At 62.2% G+C, this 19469-nt stretch carries 13 protein-coding genes; all 13 read left to right on the plus strand.

The window, feature by feature from the left end:
* Window positions 1-52 precede the first annotated feature (52 nt).
* The 13 genes from scpB (at window position 53) to ACN9MY_RS08975 (ending at window position 19467) form a co-directional block, all read left to right on the plus strand.
* Window positions 53-784 (plus strand): SMC-Scp complex subunit ScpB, encoded by a 732-nt coding sequence (gene scpB / locus ACN9MY_RS08915; protein ID WP_426321770.1) that lies wholly within the window; start codon window positions 53-55, stop codon window positions 782-784.
* Window positions 771-2780 (plus strand): 23S rRNA pseudouridine(2605) synthase RluB, encoded by a 2010-nt coding sequence (gene rluB / locus ACN9MY_RS08920; RefSeq protein ID WP_426321772.1) that lies wholly within the window; start codon window positions 771-773, stop codon window positions 2778-2780. Before scpB ends, rluB begins: the two co-directional genes overlap by 14 nt.
* 338 nt (window positions 2781-3118) lie before the next feature.
* Window positions 3119-3607 (plus strand): ribosome maturation factor RimP, encoded by a 489-nt coding sequence (gene rimP, locus ACN9MY_RS08925; protein WP_130315189.1) that lies wholly within the window; start codon window positions 3119-3121, stop codon window positions 3605-3607.
* Window positions 3604-5169: a transcription termination factor NusA gene (gene nusA, locus ACN9MY_RS08930; protein ID WP_426169826.1), complete on the plus strand. Its 1566-nt coding sequence runs from the start codon at window positions 3604-3606 to the stop codon at window positions 5167-5169. The genes rimP and nusA overlap by 4 nt, the downstream gene beginning before the upstream one ends.
* Before the next feature lie 63 nt (window positions 5170-5232).
* Window positions 5233-8121, plus strand: coding sequence for a translation initiation factor IF-2 (gene infB / locus ACN9MY_RS08935; protein WP_426321775.1), 2889 nt, complete (start codon window positions 5233-5235; stop codon window positions 8119-8121).
* A gap of 197 nt (window positions 8122-8318) precedes the next feature.
* Complete coding sequence (gene rbfA / locus ACN9MY_RS08940; RefSeq protein WP_426169831.1) at window positions 8319-8720, plus strand: 30S ribosome-binding factor RbfA; 402 nt, start codon at window positions 8319-8321, stop codon at window positions 8718-8720.
* Window positions 8717-9643, plus strand: coding sequence for a tRNA pseudouridine(55) synthase TruB (gene truB / locus ACN9MY_RS08945; RefSeq protein WP_426337155.1), 927 nt, complete (start codon window positions 8717-8719; stop codon window positions 9641-9643). The genes rbfA and truB overlap by 4 nt, the downstream gene beginning before the upstream one ends.
* On the plus strand, window positions 9640-10221 hold the full coding sequence (locus tag ACN9MY_RS08950) for a hypothetical protein (RefSeq protein WP_426321779.1): 582 nt from the start codon (window positions 9640-9642) through the stop codon (window positions 10219-10221). The genes truB and ACN9MY_RS08950 overlap by 4 nt, the downstream gene beginning before the upstream one ends.
* 111 nt (window positions 10222-10332) lie before the next feature.
* Window positions 10333-12312, plus strand: a complete 1980-nt coding sequence (locus ACN9MY_RS08955) for a M13 family metallopeptidase (RefSeq protein WP_426321781.1) — start codon at window positions 10333-10335, stop codon at window positions 12310-12312.
* A gap of 70 nt (window positions 12313-12382) precedes the next feature.
* On the plus strand, window positions 12383-13480 hold the full coding sequence (locus ACN9MY_RS08960) for a sensor histidine kinase (protein WP_426337156.1): 1098 nt from the start codon (window positions 12383-12385) through the stop codon (window positions 13478-13480).
* Window positions 13477-14196 carry a LytR/AlgR family response regulator transcription factor gene (locus ACN9MY_RS08965; protein WP_426321783.1) on the plus strand — a complete coding sequence of 240 codons (720 nt, stop codon included), beginning with the start codon at window positions 13477-13479 and terminating at the stop codon, window positions 14194-14196. The genes ACN9MY_RS08960 and ACN9MY_RS08965 overlap by 4 nt, the downstream gene beginning before the upstream one ends.
* 73 nt (window positions 14197-14269) lie before the next feature.
* On the plus strand, window positions 14270-16105 hold the full coding sequence (gene typA / locus ACN9MY_RS08970; RefSeq protein WP_426169847.1) for a translational GTPase TypA: 1836 nt from the start codon (window positions 14270-14272) through the stop codon (window positions 16103-16105).
* Window positions 16106-16368: 263 nt separating this feature from the next.
* Window positions 16369-19467 (plus strand): TonB-dependent receptor, encoded by a 3099-nt coding sequence (locus tag ACN9MY_RS08975; RefSeq protein ID WP_426169849.1) that lies wholly within the window; start codon window positions 16369-16371, stop codon window positions 19465-19467.
* Window positions 19468-19469: the final 2 nt, after the last annotated feature.

Consider the following 19469-nt stretch of genomic DNA (forward strand, 5'->3'; position numbering starts at 1 on the left):
GCGCGTAGCGGTCCGGCGCCTTCTTACTTAGTTACACAACCAAATGTAGTGTATGGATAATGCAGAGGCTAAGAAAGTCCTCGAAGCTGCGCTGCTATGCGCCCGTGAACCCTTATCGATCCACAGCCTGAAAAAGCTGTACGTCGAAACCGACGACCAGGGCAATCCGCTCGGAGCTGGGGTCGGCGCTGATACGATCAAGGAATTGCTGGAAGAGTTGCGCCAGGATTGGCAAGGGCGCGGCATTGAGGTGGTCAGCCTCTCCAGCGGCTGGCGCTTCCAGAGCCGGCCTGAAATGAAGTTGTACCTGGATCGCCTGAATCCGGAAAAACCGCAGAAATATTCGCGCGCCACGCTGGAAACGCTGGCCATCATCGCTTACCGCCAGCCGGTGACCCGCGGCGATATCGAGGAAATCCGCGGCGTTGCGGTGAACTCGCAGACGATCAAGATGCTGGAAGACCGCGGCTGGGTCGATACGGTCGGCTACCGCGATGTGCTGGGCCGCCCGGCCTTGCTGGGCACGACCAAGCAGTTCCTGGACGACCTGGGACTGGAATCGCTGTCCCAATTGCCGCCGCTGCAGCAGATCAGCGATACGCAGAATGAAAATCCGCTGGAAGTACTGGAGGCTCGCTTGACCGAGAACTTCGAGAAGGCGGCGCAGGAAGCACAAGTAGTAGAAGAGAAAGAGGCGACGCCAGACGAGGCGCCGCCGGTAACAGATGACCCGGCGCCCGATAACGTCGAGCCCTTAGCAGAAACGAATAATGAACAAGCCTGATAACTCCCCAGAAACCGGTACCCCGGCAGCCGCCGAGACCGCACCCGCCAAGCCGAAACGCCGCACCAAGGCGCAGATCGAGGCTGACAACGCTGCCGCCCTGGCGGCCGGCGAAACGCCAAAGCCCAAGCGCCGTACCAAAGCCGCGGCCGAAGCTGTGGCGGGCGAGCAGCCTGCTGCGAGCGCGGAAGCCGCTCCGGTCAAAAAGCCGCGTGCCAAGAAGGTTGTAGTGGCGGAAGCGGCACCGGTTGCGGAAGCAGCTCCAGAGCCGGCCGCACCGGCACCTGCGGGGGCAGCGCAGGCCGGCGAAAGTGGGGAAGGCCAGGGCAAGGATCGCGGCCGTGCGCCGCGCGGCCCGCGCCAGATGCGCGAACAGCGCGCACTGCGCCAGGCTGAAAAGGCTGCCGTGGCGGCAGCGGCACTCGGCGCCGAAGCAGTGCCTGCCGAGGGCGCCGCGCTGGCCGCCGCTGAGGGCGGCGACGGTGCGAGCCCATGGCCAAGTGCAGTCCCTGCTGAAAAGCGCCACGACAAGCATGGCAAGCACAAAGGCAAGAAGGGCAAGCACGGCAAGCAGGCGCATGGCGAAGGCCAGGGCGCGCAAGCCGGCGAAGGCGGCCAGGTTCAAGGCCAGGGCAAGGGCGGCCAGGGCAAGCAGCGCGTGCCGGGCGCCTTCGGCAACAAGATGAAGGCCAAGGACAAGTCGTCCGAAGCCGATGCGGTGTTCTCCTTCGTGACCTCCGACGCGTTCGACCGCGACGAGGGCGGTTCCGGTAAGCCGGTCAAGGCGCGCCGCGACCTGACGGCGGAAGACGATGCACCGAAGTTGCACAAAGTGCTGGCGGAAGCAGGCATGGGCTCGCGCCGCGACATGGAAGAGCTGATCATCGCCGGCCGCGTGTCGGTGAACGGCGAGCCGGCCCACATCGGCCAGCGCATCCTGCCGACCGATGCGGTCCGCATCAACGGCAAGCTGGTGCAGCGCAAGGTTTCCAAGAAGCCGCCGCGCGTGCTGGTCTACCACAAGCCGGCCGGCGAAATCGTGTCGCACGACGACCCGGATGGCCGTCCATCGGTGTTCGACCGCCTGCCGACCATGAAGACCGGCAAATGGCTGGCCGTTGGCCGCCTGGACTTCAATACCGAAGGCTTGCTGCTGTTCACCACCTCCGGTGACCTGGCGAACCGCCTGATGCACCCGCGCTACAACATCGACCGTGAATACGCGGTGCGTACCCTGGGCGAGCTGGAAGAGGGCATGCGCCAGAAACTGCTGGCCGGCGTCGAGCTGGAAGACGGCATGGCGCAGTTCACCAAGATCGCCGATGGCGGCGGTGAAGGCGTGAACAAGTGGTACCGCGTGGTGATCGGCGAAGGCCGTAACCGCGAGGTGCGCCGCATGTTCGAGGCGATCGGCCTGACTGTGTCGCGCCTGATCCGTACCCGTTACGGCGCGCTGACCTTGCCTTCGAACTTGAAGCGCGGTCGCTGGGAAGAGATGGAAGAGAATTCGGTGCGCGACCTGCTGACGGCTGTCGGCTTCAAGAAAGAAGGCAGCGCCGGCGCTGGTGCTGGCGAGGGTAAGAAGCCGCAGGGCGGTCCGGGTCAAGGCCAGGGCAAGCGTGAACGTGAGCGCGAGCCGAATGGCAACCGCATGGATGTGAGCAACAAGAATGCCGATCCTTTCCCGCAGGCGCCGCGCGGTGGCCGCAACCAGGGGCAGGGGGCGTTCTATGGTGCGCCGCGTCATGGCGGCGGCTTCACCGGATTCGGTGACCAGCAGCCGGGTGGCCGTGGCGCCGGTGGTGCTGGCGGCGGCAAGGGTAAGGGTAAAGGCAAGGGGCAGGGTAGCGGTCCTCGCCAGCCGGATCCGCTGATGACGACTTTTGGCTTCGCTGGCCAGGGCCACGGCCACGGCCAGGGGCAGCAGCGCCGCGGCGGGCACCAGCCGCGCGGCGGGGCTTCGGACCATGGCATGCCGCGCCGCCGTAAGGGCTAAAACCGGTAAACCGGTGTCTGACCCGCAGGGTCAGACACCTGCCCAGCCAGCGGCAGTAGCGTACAAGTGTCTGCCCCCCGCGGGTCGGACGGGGCGGCCGTCCGACTGCAGTGCCGGTTTAAGGTGTTGGTTTTTGAGCACCTTCCTATTGTTACACCCTCGTCCGATGTGGTATGCGGCATTGCAGCGAAGTCAATAAGGCGCTATAATGAGCAGCCTAGTTAAAGTTCTTCGCAGGTATTTTTGCCGAGAGTGCTTTCATCTGGCTGCAGTAACGAAAGATGGGCAGTTGCCCATTTTTTTTTGGTTGAATCGTTTTAAGTATCTGGAGATTTCTTTTGCAACTGCCTGAATTGATTGAAAAAACCGTCGCTGGCCTCGGCTACGACCTGGTCGATTTCGAACGGGCCGAACGCGGACTGCTGCGTGTTTATATCGACTTCACGGCGGAAGATGCAGAAGAAAAGGGCCCGATCACGGTTGAAGACTGCGCCACGGTGAGCCACCAACTGTCGCACGTGCTGACGGTCGAGAACGTTCCTTACGAACGCCTCGAAATTTCGTCGCCTGGCCTGGACCGTCCGCTGCGCAAGTTCAGCGACTTCGTCCGCTTTGCCGGCTCCGAAGCGATCGTCAAGCTGCGCATGGCCATTCCAGGCACTGCAAATCGCAAGTCCTACCAGGGCATCCTGACGGAGCCTGAAGGCGATCAACTGGGTATTGAATTTGAAGGTAAAGAAGGTCCTGCGGTGCTGAATTTCACGCTCGCGGACATTGACAAGGCACGCTTGGTGCCGCAGGTGAATTTTGGGAGCCGCAAAGCATGAGTCGCGAAGTATTGTTATTGGTTGATGCGCTGGCGCGCGAAAAGAACGTCGACAAGGAAGTCGTGTTCGGCGCGCTCGAGTTCGCACTGGCGCAAGCCACGAAGAAGCGCTATGAAGGCGAAGTGGATATTCGCGTTTCGATCGACCGTGAAAGCGGCGAGTTCGAGTCCTTCCGCCGCTGGCACGTAGTGCCGGACGAAGCCGGCCTGCAACTGCCTGACCAGGAAGTGCTGCTGTTCGAAGCGAAAGAGCAGATCCCTGACATCGAAGTCGATGAATACATCGAAGAGCCGATCGAATCCGTGGAATTCGGCCGCCGCTTCGCCCAGGACACTAAGCAAGTGGTCCTGCAGCGCGTGCGCGATGCTGAACGCGAGCAGATCCTGCAAGACTTCCTGGAGCGCGGCGACGCGCTGGTCACCGGCACCATCAAGCGCATGGAACGCGGCGATGCGATCGTCGAATCCGGCAAGATCGAAGCCCGTCTGCCGCGCGACCAGATGATCCCGAAGGAAAACCTGCGTATCGGCGACCGCGTGCGTGCCTACATCCTGCGCGTTGACCGCAATATGCGCGGCCCGCAAGTGATCCTGTCGCGCACCGCGCCAGAGTTCATCATGAAGCTGTTCGAACTGGAAGTGCCGGAAATCGAACAAGGCATGCTGGAGATTAAATCCGCTGCGCGCGACGCCGGCGTGCGCGCCAAGATCGCCGTGCACACCAACGACAAGCGCATCGACCCGATCGGTACCTGCGTCGGCATGCGCGGTTCGCGCGTGCAGGCCGTGACCGGCGAGCTGGGCGGCGAGCGCGTGGACATCGTGCTGTGGTCGGAAGATCCAGCGCAATTCGTGATCGGCGCGCTGGCACCTGCCAACGTGTCCTCGATCATGGTTGACGAAGACAAGCACGCGATGGACGTGGTGGTTGACGAAGAAAACCTGGCAATCGCCATCGGCCGCTCCGGCCAGAACGTGCGCCTGGCTTCCGAGCTGACCGGCTGGAAGATCAACATCATGACCGCGGAAGAATCGGCCGACAAGCTGGCGACCGAAACCGCTGCAGTGCGCGCACTGTTCATGGAAAAGCTGGATGTGGACCAGGAAGTGGCCGACATCCTGGTGGAAGAAGGCTTCAGCAGCCTGGAAGAAATCGCCTACGTGCCGATTTCCGAGATGCTGGACATCGAAGCGTTCGACGAAGACACCGTCAACGAGCTGCGTACCCGTGCCCGCGACGCCCTGGTGACCGAAGCCATCGCTTCGGAAGAAGGCCTGGAAGGCATGGAAGAGCAGCTGGTTGGCCTGGAAGGCATGGACCGCGTCACCGCGGGCAAGCTGGGCCTCGCAGGCATCAAGACCCTGGCGCAATTTGCCGGTCTGGCCTATGACGAGTTCGGCGCCATCCTGGCATTGTCGAGCGACCGCGCGCGTGAACTGATTTCGAATGAGTTTGAGAATGTGACCGACGATGAAATGAAGCTGGTCGACGGTAAGTACGATGATCGCGCCAAGGCCCTGCAAGCCAAGGCCTGGGCATCGTCCGAAGCGGCCAAGGCCTAAAGAATGGCCTGAACAGCAGTAGCAGCTTTATTTATCATCGAGACACATAGAAAAGAGGACTGAATGGCGAGTAACAACGTAGCCCAATTTGCCACCGAACTGAAGATGCCTGCAGATTTGCTGCTGTCGCAGCTGAAGTCTGCTGGCGTCGAAAAGAGTTCGGCGTCAGATCCATTGTCAAAAGATGATAAGGACAAGCTGCTGGAACACCTGCGCCGTACCCACGGCGCAGGAGCAGAGCCGGGCGAAAAGAAAAAGATCACCCTGACTCGTAAAGAGACCACGGAGATCAAGCAGGCCGACGCCTCCGGCAAGGCCCGCACCATCCAGGTCGAAGTGCGCAAGAAGCGCACCTTCGTCCAGCGCGACGACGTGGTGACCACCACCGCCGCCAAGCCGGCCGCGCCGGTGATCGACGCTGCCGAACAGGCGCGCCGTGAAGAAGAAGCACGCCGCCAGGCCGAGCTGATCGCCCGCCAGGAAGCGGAGCTGAAAGAGAAACAGGAACGCCTGGCCAAGCTCGACGAGGAAAAGGCTGCCCAGGCCAAAGCCGCCGAAGAGGAAGCCAAGCGCGTAGCGGAAGAACAGTCCAAGAAAGCTGCAGCCGACAAGGCCGCCGCCGAAAAGGCCGCTGCTGCCGCTGCTGCCGGCGCCGCGCAGAAAGCCGCTGCCGAAGAAGAAGAGAAGAAGCGCCTGGCCGATGCCGAAGAGTCCAAGCGCAAGCACGAAATCGCCGCCAAGGAAGCCGCCGAGCGCGCCGAAGCGACCGAACGTGCCCGTAAAGCTGTTGCAGACGAAGTGGCCCAGATCAAGCTGATGATGAGCCAGCCGCGTCGCGTCATGAAGGCTCCTGAGCCGGCTCCGGCCGCTGCTGCAGCCAAGCCGAAAGTCGCCGAAGGCACCCTGCACAAGCCAGCCGACAAGAAGCCTGCCGCTACCGCAGCAGCTCCAGCCGGCGACAAGAAAGAAGGCAAGCCAGGCGACAAGAAATCCATCAAGTCGGCCAACGTGGCTTCGACCTGGCAGGATGAAAAGCGCCGTGGCGCCCCGGGCGGCGGTGCAGGCAAAGGCCGCGGTGGCAACACCGGCGCCAATGCAGGCGGCCGTGACGGCTGGCGTGCAGGCGGCAAGGGCGGTCGCCGCGGCGGTCATCATGACGATCGCGAAACCAACTTCCAGCAGCCGACCGAGGCGATCGTGCATGACGTGCACGTGCCGGAAACCATCACCGTGGCCGAACTGGCGCACAAGATGGCGGTCAAGGCATCCGAAGTCATCAAGCAGCTGATGAAGCTGGGCCAGATGTGCACCATCAACCAGGTGCTGGACCAGGAAACCGCGATGATCGTGGTGGAAGAGATGGGCCACAAGGCCTTCGCTGCTGCCGTCGACGATCCGGAAGCGCTGCTGGCCGACCAGGGCGAGCACGCCGAATACGAAGCAACCCCGCGTGCACCAGTGGTGACCGTGATGGGCCACGTCGACCACGGCAAGACCTCGTTGCTGGACTACATCCGCCGCGCCAAAGTCGCGTCGGGCGAAGCCGGCGGCATTACCCAGCACATAGGCGCTTACCACGTGGAAACCCCGCGCGGCATCATCACCTTCCTGGATACCCCGGGTCACGAAGCCTTCACGGCCATGCGTGCCCGCGGTGCGAAAGCAACCGACATCGTCATCCTGGTGGTGGCGGCCGACGACGGCGTGATGCCGCAGACGAAGGAAGCAATCGCCCACGCCAAGGCAGCAGGCGTGCCGCTGGTGGTGGCGATCAATAAGATCGACAAACCAGGCGGCAACGTTGACCGCGTGACCCAGGAGCTGGTGGCCGAACAGGTGGTGCCGGAAGAATACGGCGGCGATTCGCCGTTCGTGCCGGTGTCCGCCAAGACCGGCCAGGGCATCGACGACCTGCTGGAGCAAGTGCTGCTGCAAGCCGAAGTGCTGGAACTGAAAGCCCCGGTGGAAGCGCCTGCGCGCGGCCTGGTGGTGGAAGCTCGCCTGGACAAGGGCCGTGGTCCTGTGGCCACCATCCTGGTGCAATCTGGCACCCTGCGCCGCGGCGACGTGGTGCTGGCAGGTTCGTCCTTCGGCCGCGTCCGTGCGATGCTGGACGAGAACGGCAAGTCGATCGCGGAAGCAGGTCCTTCCATCCCAGTGGAGATCCAGGGCCTGACCGAAGTGCCGGCCGCCGGTGAAGAAGCGATGGTCATGGCTGACGAGCGTAAGGCCCGTGAGATCGGCCTGTTCCGCCAAGGTAAGTTCCGCGACGTGAAGCTGGCCAAGCAGCAAGCCGCGAAGCTGGAAAACATGTTCGACCAGATGGCCGAAGGCGAAGTGAAGAATCTGCCGCTGATCATCAAGACCGACGTGCAAGGCTCGCAGGAAGCGCTGGTTGGCTCGCTGCAGAAGCTGTCGACCTCCGAAGTGCGCGTACAGATCGTGCACGCAGCGGTGGGCGGCATCTCGGAATCGGACGTCAACCTGGCGACCGCCTCCAAGGCAGTCATCATCGGCTTCAACGCCCGTGCCGATGCACAGGCGCGCAAGCTGGCCGAGACCAACGGCGTCGACATCCGCTACTACAACATCATTTACGATGCGATCGAAGAGGTCAAAGCGGCGCTGTCGGGCATGCTGGCGCCGGAGAAGCGCGAACACGTTACCGGCCAGGTCGAGATTCGCCAGGTCATCCACGTCTCCAAGGTCGGCGCGATTGCGGGCTGCCTGGTTACCGATGGCGTAGTCAAGCGTTCGTCTTCCGTCCGCCTGCTGCGCAACAACATCGTGGTGTGGACCGGCGAGATCGACTCGCTCAAGCGCTTCAAGGACGATGCGAAGGAAGTTCGCGCCGGCCTGGAGTGCGGCCTGAACCTGAAGGGCTACAACGACATCGTCGTAGGCGACGTGCTCGAAGTGTTCGAAGTGCAGGAGATCGCCCGTACCCTGTAACAGCAGGACGGCGCGATACACGGCGGGTGCTTCCCGCCTCGCGAGAGCGGGGCAGGGCACCCGCCTTTTAGTTTTATGAAAACCGGCAAACCGATGCCCGACCCGCAGGGTCAGGCACCTGGCCCACGGCAGCCGCGTATCGGTGTCTGACCCTGCGGGTCAGACACAGGTTTACCGGTTTAAAAGGAAAGAAAATCATGGCAAAACACAGCAAATCCATCCCCCAGCGCGGCCTGCGCGTGGCGGATCAAATCCAGAAAGACCTGTCCGAGCTGATCGCCTTCGAAGTGAAGGACCCGCGCGTCGGAATGATTACCCTGTCCGAAGTGCAGCTGACGCCCGACTATGCGCATGCGAAAGTCTTCTTCACCACCCTGAAGGACGATCCCGAGTCGATCAAGAACACCCTGGCCGGCCTGGCCGCCGCCGCCGGCTACCTGCGCAACCAGCTGGGCAAGCGCCTGCACATCCACACCTTGCCGCAGCTGCACTTCCTGCACGACATGTCCGCCTCGCGCGGCATGGCGATGTCCGCCCTGATCGACAAGGCCAACGCCACCCGCGCCGCCGACTTCGAAGAAGACAAAGACGAAGAATGACCGAAGCACGTGTAAAGCGCGTGCGCGACGCTGTGAACGGCGTGCTGCTGCTCGATAAGCCGGTTGGCCTGTCCAGCAACGACGCCCTGATCAAGGCCAAGCGCTTCATGAACGCGAAAAAAGCCGGCCACACCGGCACGCTCGACCCGTTTGCCACCGGCCTGCTGCCGCTGTGCTTCGGCGAAGCGACCAAGTTCTCGCAAGACCTGCTGGAAGCCGACAAGACCTACCTGGCCACCGTGCACCTTGGCGTGCGCACCGACACCGGCGACACCGAAGGCCAGGTGCTGGAAACGCGCGACGTCGGCGCGACGCTGGCAGACATTGAAGCCGTGCTGCCCCGTTTCCGCGGCCCGATCAAGCAAGTACCGCCGATGTACTCCGCGCTCAAGCGCGATGGCAAGGCCTTGTACGAATACGCCCGCGAAGGCATTACGCTTGAGCGCGAGGCGCGCGACGTGGTGATCCACAAGCTGGAAATCGTCGGCTATGAGGCGCCGTTCCTGCGCATTGAAGTCACCTGCAGCAAAGGCACTTACATCCGCGTGCTGGGCGAAGACATCGGCGCCGCCCTGGGCTGCGGTGCGCACCTGAATGCCCTGCGCCGTACGCAAGTCGGCGCGCTGACCACCGACAAGATGGTCGCGCTGGAAGACCTGGCCGCCCACGCTGCGCCACGCGAGCTGCTGGCGCCAGTGGACGCTCTGCTGTCCTCTTTCCCGCGCATCGTGCTGAACGCCGACCTTGCGAAACGCTTCCTGCACGGCCAACGCCTGCCGCTCGGCAAAGAGCCGAGCATTGCCGTCCCCACGCCATACGAGGGCCGGGTGCGCATTTACGATGAAGCCGGCCGCCTGCTCGGCACTGGCATCTTCGGCGAATATGCCATCCTGGCGCCGGAGCGCTTGATCGCAGCTGCGTGAAGGCGTACTTTGAACTCGGCGCACCTGACGGCCTCCGCTCCAGGTTTCTCGCCGATGCCGCCGAATTCGAAAGCTGGCTTCTTGACCTGGCAGGAGAACTATCCGGCGAATATCCGCCTGCGGCGCTGGCCAAGCTTGCGGACATTTCACTGCGCGGCGCTGCAGCGCTGAAGACTGCCCATCTGGACGAAGCATGCCTGATCGACCGCCTCATGCACGATTACTGGATCTTCTGCACCATGACCGCCCGGCATGGAGAGCAGGACGTCACGCCGGCGACCGGGCATTGCTACCCGATGGAGCTCGCGCGGGTCCTGCCGGCTGCCAGCCCCGAAGTGTGCGAATACTATCGGCGCCTGTTCGCGGGCAACACGCTGGCTGAGTGCAGCGGCCATACTTTTCGATCGGCAGACGGCGTGTTCCGCTGGTCCTGGCTCTTGCCGCATGAGGTGGCGGATTTTTGCGACAGGTTGCAGGACCATGCACATTCCGAAAGCGAAGATGCAGTACGCGAGACTCTCGCGCTACTCCGTATGGCAAAGGACGAGCGAAGCAGTCTGCTGATTTCGATTGCCTGAGCGCCCAGGTTTTTTGCCACTTGTCCCCGCATAGCGCCGTTCGGCCCCTTTTTTTCCAGGCTCAAGGAAGAGGTCCGAGAATGAACCACCAATTCATTCGAAAGGCTCACCATGAAACTGCTGAAGCTTGCCAGCCTGGCCGTGCTGGCTTCCCTCGCCGCCCAGGCCGGCGCCGCTGCGCCGCGCATCCAGGATGACCTGTACCGGGCCGTCAACGGCGCCTGGATCGAGACCACCACCATTCCCGCCAGCCGCACCGAGTCCTACGGTGCGGAGCTGCCCGATATCGTCGATCAACGCGTGCGCGAAATCGTCGAGGAGCTGTCCGCGCGGCCGCAGCGCGCGGGCAGCATTGAGCGCAAGATCGGCAGCTACTACGCGGCCTACCTGGATACCGGACGGATTGAAAAGGCAGGCTTGGCGCCGGTCCGGCCCTTGTTGGCCGAGATTGACGCGATTGGCAATCGCCGTGAGCTGGCCCGGTGGATGGGACGGGCGCAGGGACGCATCGAGACGCCGCTGTGGCTGTGGGGCGGCTTTGCCGACTTCAAGGATCCGACGCTGAACCGCGTCATGATGTGGCAAGGCGGGCTTGGCTTGCCGAGCCGGGATTACTATCTGTCGCCGGACGACGTTCCGATGGCGAAAGCGCGCGCGGCCTACCGCGAGTACCTTGCGGCGCTGGCGGCGCTGGCGGGCCAGCCGCAGCCCGCAGCGATGGCTGCACGCGTGTTGGCGCTTGAACAGCGCATTGCTGCAGTCCAGCTTCCGCTGGCGCAGGCGCGCGATCCGGCGCTGATGCACAACCCGATGAACGCGCGCGAGCTGCTGCGGCATGCGCCCGGCATCGACTGGCCGGCCTTCATGCGCGCCGCCAGCATGCCCGCGGACGAAGCGGTAACGGTGGCGCAGCTTGCGCCGGCCAAGGCGATTGCCGCGCTGTTCGCCGCAGTTCCCCTGGACGACTGGAAGATGTACTTCAAGCTGCGCAGCCTGGACGAAGCGGCACCGGTATTGCCGAAGGCTTTTCGCGACGCCAGGTTTGCTTTCAGGGGCAGGGCCCTTGGCGGCCTGGGCGCTGAAGCGCCGCGTGCCGAAAGCGCGATCATCGAGCTCAGCTCGGCCTTGAGCGAACCGTTAAGCAAAGTGTATGTCGAACGCCATTTCCCGGCTGCGCACAAGGCGCGCGTGAGCGCCATGGTCGATCACCTGCTGGGCGCCTATAGCGAGGTGATTGCCGACAGCAGCTGGATGTCCGCGGCGACACGTGAGCAGGCATTGGCCAAACTGTCCAAATACCAGGCCAAGATCGGGTATCCGGAGCAGTGGCGCGATTATGCCGGGCTTGTCGTGCGTGACGGCGATGCCCTTGGCAACCGTCACCGAGCGCGTCGTTTCGAGTGGGAATACAAGGCGGCGCAGGCGGGCAAACGGATGGACCGCAGCGCATGGGCAATGTCCCCGATTGCCGTCAACGCTTTCTACGATCCGATGCTGAACGAAATCAACTTGCCGGCCGGCCTGCTGCAGGCGCCCTTGTTCGACATGGCAGCGGACGATGCGGCCAACTACGGCGGTATCGGGGTCCAGATTGCCCATGAGATCAGCCACGGTTTCGATTCGATGGGCGCGCAGTTTGATGGCGATGGCGTCATGCGCAACTGGTGGACCGATGCCGATCGCAAAGCTTTCGAGGAAATCGGGCAGCGTCTGCAAGCGCAGTACGCGCGCTACGAGGCCTTGCCGGGCAAGTACGTCAACGGCGCCATGACGCTGGCGGAGAATATGGCCGATCTGGCCGGGCTGCAGGTGGCGTTCCGCGCGTATCAGCTCGCATCTGCCGGCAAAGTCGTGCCGCTGGTGGACGGCTTCAGTGGCGAGCAGCGCTTTTTCCTGAACTTTGCAAAAAGCTGGCGCAAGAAGGCGCGCGACGAACGGGTGCTGCAGCTGCTGGCGTCCGATCCCCATGCGCCGAACGAGTTTCGCGCCAATGGGCCGGCAGTGAACGTCGACGCCTTCCATGAGGCGTTCGCCACCAAGCCGGGCGATGCCATGTTCAAGCCGGCGGATGAGCGTATTCGGGCGTGGTGAGGCGCATAGCTCGCTTATTGCATAAAAGTCACCTAGAATGCGGTACTCGAATCCTTTGCCTGCCACCTGCATGCGTCAACCCTTCTTCTTCCCGCGCGACAGGCAGTTCTGGATCTTCCATGGCAGCGCGCTCGCCCTTGGCTTTGCGGTGTCGGCATTGATGATCTATTTCGCCGGCTACCGCGTCGCCAGCAAGCTGCTGGCAAGCACGGTGTGGATGCCGGTATACACGGTGGCAGTGCTGTGTTTCCGCTGGCTTTACCTGCGCCGCGCATGGCAGCGACTGTCCATGGGACGCCTTGTTTTCATCGCGGTGGGCTACAGCGCGGTGGCGGGCATCGCCATCGGGGGGCTGGTCGTGTCGCTTGTCGCTCCGCCGTTCATCGGCGATGTGCGTGTCCAGTACCAGGCTCTCGGGATGTCGTTCGATCCCCGGCGCTATTACTTCGATTCGTTCGTTGAACAGGCGGTGCAAAGCCAGCTCTTTGTCTGCATCTGGTGCTTCATCTATACCAGCGTCACCTCGATGCGACGCATCCGGGAGACGGAATTGCAGACCTTGCGTCTGCAAAACGGCTTGAAGGAAGCCCAGTTGAGCAGCCTGTCAAACCAGCTCAACCCCCATTTCCTGTTCAACGCCTTGAACAACATCCGTTTCATGATGCATGAGGACGTGCAGTTGGCCGACCGCATGACGACGTCGCTGTCGGACATCTTGCGCTATTCACTGGAAAGCAGTCGCCATGACAAGGTGAGCTTGCGGCGTGAGCTGGCCATCATCCACCAGTACGTGGACATCGTGAAGACCCAGCTGGAAGAGCGCATGGATTTCGCGATCCGCATTCCCGAGCAATTGCACGGCGCCCTGGTGCCGCCGATGGTGCTGCAGATGCTGGTTGAAAATGCGGTCAAGCATGGCCTGGAGAACCTCCAGCGCGGCGGCAGGCTGGCGGTGGACCTGGCCGACCGCGGTGATTGCCTCGTATTCGAAGTCTGCAACGATACGCCGCAACAGGCGCCCGGCAAGACAGGCGGCATGGGTATCGGTTTGCAGAATATCGAACGCCGCTTGAAGCTGCTGTATGGCGAACTGGCCGCCATGCTGGTCGAGCGCAGCGCCGGCCAGTTTAAAGTGACCGTGACATTACCCAAGGAATATGCAAAGTGAAAGCTGTTGTCGTTGAAGATTCCCGCCTGGCGCGCGAAGGGCTGGTGCGCATGCTGCAGGCTTTCCCCGCGATGGACGTGATCGGACAGGCGGACCATCCGAGCACGGCGCTGGCATTGATGCGGGAGACGCGGCCCGAAGTTGTTTTCCTCGACATCCATATGCCCGGTGCCACAGGCTTTGATTTGCTGGAGCAGCTCGATTATGTGCCGCGCGTGATATTCACCACCGCCTATTCGGAACATGCCATCCGTTCCTTCGACTTCCATACGGTCGATTATCTCCTGAAGCCGATCAGCGCCGAACGCCTGGCCCTGGCCATAGCCAAGCTGACGGGTGCCCCCGGCGCCTCGGACGAGGGTGAGGCGCACAAGCCGGAACTGGAATTTAACAGCAGGATCTTTATCAAGGATGGCGACCGCTGCCACCTGGTGTCGCTTGACGCGATCCATTACATCGAGAGCTGCAGGAACTACGTACGGGTGTTCTTCGGCGAGAAGAGCGCCTACGTCAAGAAGTCGTTGAACAGCATTGAGGCCCGCCTGCCCAGGCAGTTCTTCTTCCGCGCCAATCGCCAGCACATCGTCAACCTGCAGTCCATTGTGCGCATCGAGGAGTCGATGAATCTAGGCTACGACGTGACCCTCGCCTGCGGCAAGGTGCTGGAAATTTCGCGCCGCAACGCAGCCGAGTTGAAAGAGCTGCTCAGTTTCTAAGTCGCGCCACACCATGCTATACTAGTGGGTTCAGTGCTTCCGCACGTGCAGAATTCCTGTCAATACACAAATCATGTCTAATACTAAACGCGCAATTCGCAACATCGCCATCATCGCCCACGTTGACCATGGCAAAACCACCCTGGTGGACCAGCTGCTGAAGCAATCCGGTACCTTCCGCGAGAACCAGCAGGTTGACAACCGCGTCATGGACTCCAACGATCTGGAGAAAGAACGCGGCATTACCATCCTGTCGAAGAACTGCGCCGTTGAGTACGAAGGCACCCACATCAACATCGTCGACACCCCAGGCCACGCCGACTTCGGCGGCGAAGTGGAGCGCGTGCTGTCGATGGTCGACTCCGTGCTGCTGCTGGTCGACGCGCAGGAAGGCCCGATGCCTCAGACCCGTTTCGTCACCCGCAAGGCGCTGGCCCTGGGCCTGAAGCCGATCGTGGTGCTGAACAAGATCGACCGTCCTGGCGCGCGCGCTGACTGGGCGATCAACCAGACCTTCGAACTGTTCGACAAGCTGGGCGCAACCGATGAACAGCTGGACTTCCCGATCATCTACGCATCGGGCCTGAACGGCTACGCCGGCCTGACCGAAGACGTGCGCGGCGGCGACATGAAGCCGCTGTTCGAAGCGATCCTGAAGTACGTGCCGGTGCGCGACGACAATCCGGACGGCCCGCTGCAGATGCAAATCACCTCGCTGGACTACTCGTCCTACGTGGGCAAGATCGGTATCGGCCGTATCAACCGTGGCCGCGTGAAAGCAGGCCAGGACGTGGTCGTTGTCGACGGTCCAGGCGCTACCCCGATCAAGGGCCGCATCAACCAGGTGCTGAACTTCAAGGGCCTGGAGCGCGTGCTGGTTGACGAAGCTGTCGCAGGCGACATCGTCCTGATCAACGGTATCGAGGAAATCGGCATCGGTTCCACCGTGTGCGCGGCCGACACCCCTGATCCGCTGCCAATGCTGACCGTGGATGAACCAACCCTGACCATGAACTTCATGGTCAACACCTCGCCGCTGGCTGGCCGCGAAGGCAAGTTCGTGACCTCGCGCCAACTGCGCGACCGCCTGGACAAGGAACTGAAATCCAACGTGGCACTGCGCGTTGCCCCGACCGACGACGACACGATCTTCGAAGTGTCCGGCCGCGGCGAACTGCACCTGACCATCCTGATCGAGAACATGCGTCGCGAAGGCTTCGAAATGGCCGTGTCGCGTCCACGCGTCGTGTTCAAGATGGTGGACGGCGTGCGCCATGAGCCGTACGAAATGCTGTCGGTTGACGTGGAAGAAGCCAACCAGGGCGGCGTGATGGAAGAACTGGGCCGCCGCCGTGGCGACCTGCAGAACATGGAATCGGACGGCAAGGGCCGTGTGCGCCTGGAGTACCGTATTCCTGCGCGCGGCCTGATCGGCTTCCAGGGCGAATTCATGACCCTGACCCGCGGTACCGGCCTGATGTCGCACGTGTTCGACGCCTACGCTCCGGTCGACACCTCCAAGGGTGAAATGGCTGGCCGCCGCAACGGTGTGATGATCTCCCAGGACGACGGCCAGGCCGTTGCCTACGCACTGTGGAAGCTGCAGGACCGCGGCCGCATGTTCGTGGTGCACAACGACCCAGTGTACGAAGGCATGATCATCGGTATCCACTCGCGCGACAACGACCTGGTGGTGAACCCGATCAAGGGCAAGCAGCTGACCAACGTGCGCGCTTCCGGCACCGACGAGGCAGTGCGCCTGGTTCCGCCAGTCCAGCTGTCGCTGGAATACGCAGTGGAATTCATCGAGGACGACGAGCTGGTGGAAATCACGCCTAAGTCGATCCGCCTGCGCAAGCGCTACCTGAAGGAACACGAGCGCAAGCGCGCTTCCAAAGAAAACGCGTAATCGCCTCAGCGCATCGCGCCAGCCCGCCGCCTCGCAAGAGCCGGCGGGTTTTTTCTTTGCGCCGGCGCGTAACAAGCAATCACCGGATTGATCGTTTGCGCATTGCAGCAAGCATATCCTTATTCGTGGAACGCCTTTAACTGCGGGGTTTTTTCAACACTTTGATCATCGTAGTGATTCTTTGGCAGAGCCGTGATTTTTCGTTACAGGGCTCACTTAGAATCGGCTCACCAAGCAAGCAAAACTACAACAAGGAGATCACCGTGAGTCAGCCGCAGTACAGGAAAGTCCGACTGTTCAATCGAACGATGTTCATTTTGGTATCGCAACTGGTCGCCAGCGGCGCCTTTGCGCAGGAGGCGGAGCAGCAAGCGACGCATGTGGTGACCGTCAGCGGCACGCGTGCTTCCGTGGCGTCGGCCATCGAGCGCAAGATCCGCAGCAGCACCGTCTCCGATTCGCTGGTGGCGGAAGACGTGAACCAGTTCCCGGACAAGAACGTGGGCGAGGCGCTGTCGCGCATCACCGGCGTGCAGTTGACCCGCGATTTCGGCGAAGGCTCGCAGGTCTCCATCCGCGGCGTTGAGCCGGACCTGAACCGGGTGGAGATCAACGGCATGTCGGTGCTGGCCACGGGTGATGGCGGCGGCCGCGGCGCGGAATTACGCGAGCTGGCATCGGAACTGATCCAGTCGATCGACGTCTACAAAGGAACCACCGCCGACCTGACGGAAGGCGGCGTAGGCGGTACGGTGGTCATCACCACGCGCAAGCCGCTGGACTTCACCAAGCCCACCCTCAGCACTACAATTTCGGCCGAACGCGCGACGAGCCGTGGCGGCGCGCAGCCGCGTGCCAGCTTGCTGCTGGCCGACAAATACCTGGACGGCAAGCTGGGCCTGATGGCCAATATCGTCTACGACAAGGTTTTCACCCGCAACGACTACGCGCGCAATACTTCGTGGCGCTTCCTGCGCGACTGGGACTTCTCGCCGGAGAAGACCGTCACCAGCCTTGACCCGGCCGTGGCGGCTGTGAGCACGCCTGCCGGCTGCGCGTCGACGACGCTGACCTCGGCCCAGCGCACCGCCTGCAACGCGCAATGGTCCGACTATTCGCCGGGTATTTCGCGCTACGGCATCTGGACCCGCGACCATCAACGCACTTCGGCGGAACTGACGGCGCAATACCAGTTCACGCCGGGCTTGCGGGCCTTTGTCAGCTACGAAGGCAATGACCAGGACCAGCGCCTGAATGACCGCAACTTCGGCACGGACCTGGGCAACGTCAGCCGCCTGTCCAATGCCGGCACCGCGCCGGTGTATAACCCCGCCACAGGCGTCCCGACCACCGCAGGCAGCTGCGTGGGCGTCCCAACCACGAACACTCCCGCAGGCGTCACGGTGCAAAACCATTATGTGACCCAATACACAATCGGCAACTGCCTGTATGTGGGCGGCGCCGGCGGACAGGGCGCCTTCGGTACGTCGGCGCGCGACTTCTCGCTGAAGGTCCGCTCGGATTACCTGTCCACGGGATTCAACTGGAAGACCGGCGCCTGGGAGGTGGACGGTTTGCTGAATACGTCGAAGTCCAAATACAGCTCGCAGAGCAATAATATTTCGATGACGCAGAATGCGCCCGGCCTGAAGGTGTCGCTGGATGCGCAAGGCTTGCCGCATTTCGAATTCCCGTCAGGGTATTCGCCGGATGCCAACACCTCCTATACGCAAGTACAGCTGCAATACCGGCCTTCGGAAACCAAGAACACGGAAGACCAGGGCAAGCTGGATTTCAAGTACAAGCTGGATAACCCATTCTTCCGCAAGCTGTGGTTCGGCGTGCAGGGCCGCCGCTCGACGGCGCAAAAATATGGCGGCGGCGGCTACCTGGCCAGCAACGGTGCGAACCTGGCCTCGACTGCGGACGACGTCAACGTATTGCAGGCCAATGTCAACCAGACGCTGATCTACGATCCTTTGAACAAGACCGGTGTCGTGCGTGCTGCGGACGTGCAGCCGTTTATCTCGTCGACTTCTTCGACCAAGTACATCAATGCGGCGCAGATGGAAGCGCTGGTGGCCGCCGTGCGCGGAACTTCGCCGGGCACCTTCTTCAAGGGCTTCGATGGCGTCAGCAACATGCCTTCGGGCTGGTTGAGCCCCAACTACCAGGCAGCGGCGCCTTATTTCGATACGTCGAATTTTACCCACCAATACCTGTACAACGCACCGGGCAGCGACGGCAAGACCTATCCGCAGATTCCTGCATTCAAGGCGGAGGAACGCGTGCTTGCCGGCTACGGCCGCCTGGACTTCAGCACCGAGCTGGCAGAGCGCCAACTCTTCGGCAACATCGGCGTGCGTTATGCCCGTACCCAGGAAAGTGCCACCGGTCTGGCGAAATACCAGGTGCGGGTCGCCACTGCGCCTGGCAGCACGTCTTTCGTCGACCGCGTCATTTCCAACGGCATCGCTACCGTCGACAACACCTATCACGACTGGATGCCGAGCGTGAACGCCGGCTTGTGGCTTGTCCCCGACACTTTCCTGGTCCGCACCGCCTGGGGCAAAGTGCTGGCGCGTCCGAAGATCGACTTGCTGGTGCCGAACGCCACCTGTACCGCAGGCAGTGGCCTGGCGCAATTCGGGGGCGATGGCGTTGACGACTGCAAGGCCGGCAACCCTGACCTGAAGCCATACCGCGCAACCAATACTGACCTGAGCCTGGAATACTATCCAAGCAAGGATACCCAGTTGAGCATGGGCCTGTTCAACAAGAAGATCACCAGCTACATCGTCGACAAGGCGGTAGTGCCCAAGGTCGACTTGTTCAAGGATGGCGTGCTGTTCGACGTGACCCAACCGATCAACGGCCAGGGCGCAACCACCAAGGGCATCGAGCTGACGGCACGCACGGCCTTGACCATGCTGCCTGGCTGGCTCGGTGGTCTCGGCATCGATACCAACTACACGCGCATGAAGTTCAAGTACGCTGCCGGCACGGCGCTGGTGAATGCCCTGGACGGGACCGAGCTGCCATATCCGGGCTTGTCGAAGAACAGCTACAACATCGCCTTCTGGTATGACCGCAATGAGTACAACGCACGTATCGCATATACTTATCGCGACCGCTTCTTCACCGGCGGTAATGACGTGTCGGGTAATCCGAACTTCCAGGAGAAGACAGGCTTCCTGGATGCGAAATTCCAGTACCGCTTCAACAAGAACCTGACCTTCTCCATCGAGGGCAAGAACTTGACCGACCAGGAACAAGTCACCGATGCCGGCGACCTGTTCCGCGTGAACGAGCTGGCCTTCTCCGGACGTCGATATTTTGTGAGCCTGACTTATACGCACTAAGG

Source organism: Pseudoduganella sp. R-31, assembly GCF_049913235.1.
GTDB lineage: Bacteria > Pseudomonadota > Gammaproteobacteria > Burkholderiales > Burkholderiaceae_D > Rugamonas.

Excerpts from the sequence above, each read along its gene's own strand:
- scpB (WP_426321770.1), top strand. The coding sequence starts at position 53 with ATGGATAATGCAGAGGCTAAGAAAGTCCTCGAAGCTGCGCTGCTATGC.
- rluB (WP_426321772.1), top strand. The coding sequence starts at position 771 with ATGAACAAGCCTGATAACTCCCCAGAAACCGGTACCCCGGCAGCCGCC.
- nusA (WP_426169826.1), top strand. The coding sequence starts at position 3,604 with ATGAGTCGCGAAGTATTGTTATTGGTTGATGCGCTGGCGCGCGAAAAG.
- infB (WP_426321775.1), top strand. The coding sequence starts at position 5,233 with ATGGCGAGTAACAACGTAGCCCAATTTGCCACCGAACTGAAGATGCCT.
- rbfA (WP_426169831.1), top strand. The coding sequence starts at position 8,319 with ATGGCAAAACACAGCAAATCCATCCCCCAGCGCGGCCTGCGCGTGGCG.
- truB (WP_426337155.1), top strand. The coding sequence starts at position 8,717 with ATGACCGAAGCACGTGTAAAGCGCGTGCGCGACGCTGTGAACGGCGTG.
- ACN9MY_RS08955 (WP_426321781.1), top strand. The coding sequence starts at position 10,333 with ATGAAACTGCTGAAGCTTGCCAGCCTGGCCGTGCTGGCTTCCCTCGCC.
- ACN9MY_RS08960 (WP_426337156.1), top strand. The coding sequence starts at position 12,383 with ATGCGTCAACCCTTCTTCTTCCCGCGCGACAGGCAGTTCTGGATCTTC.
- typA (WP_426169847.1), top strand. The coding sequence starts at position 14,270 with ATGTCTAATACTAAACGCGCAATTCGCAACATCGCCATCATCGCCCAC.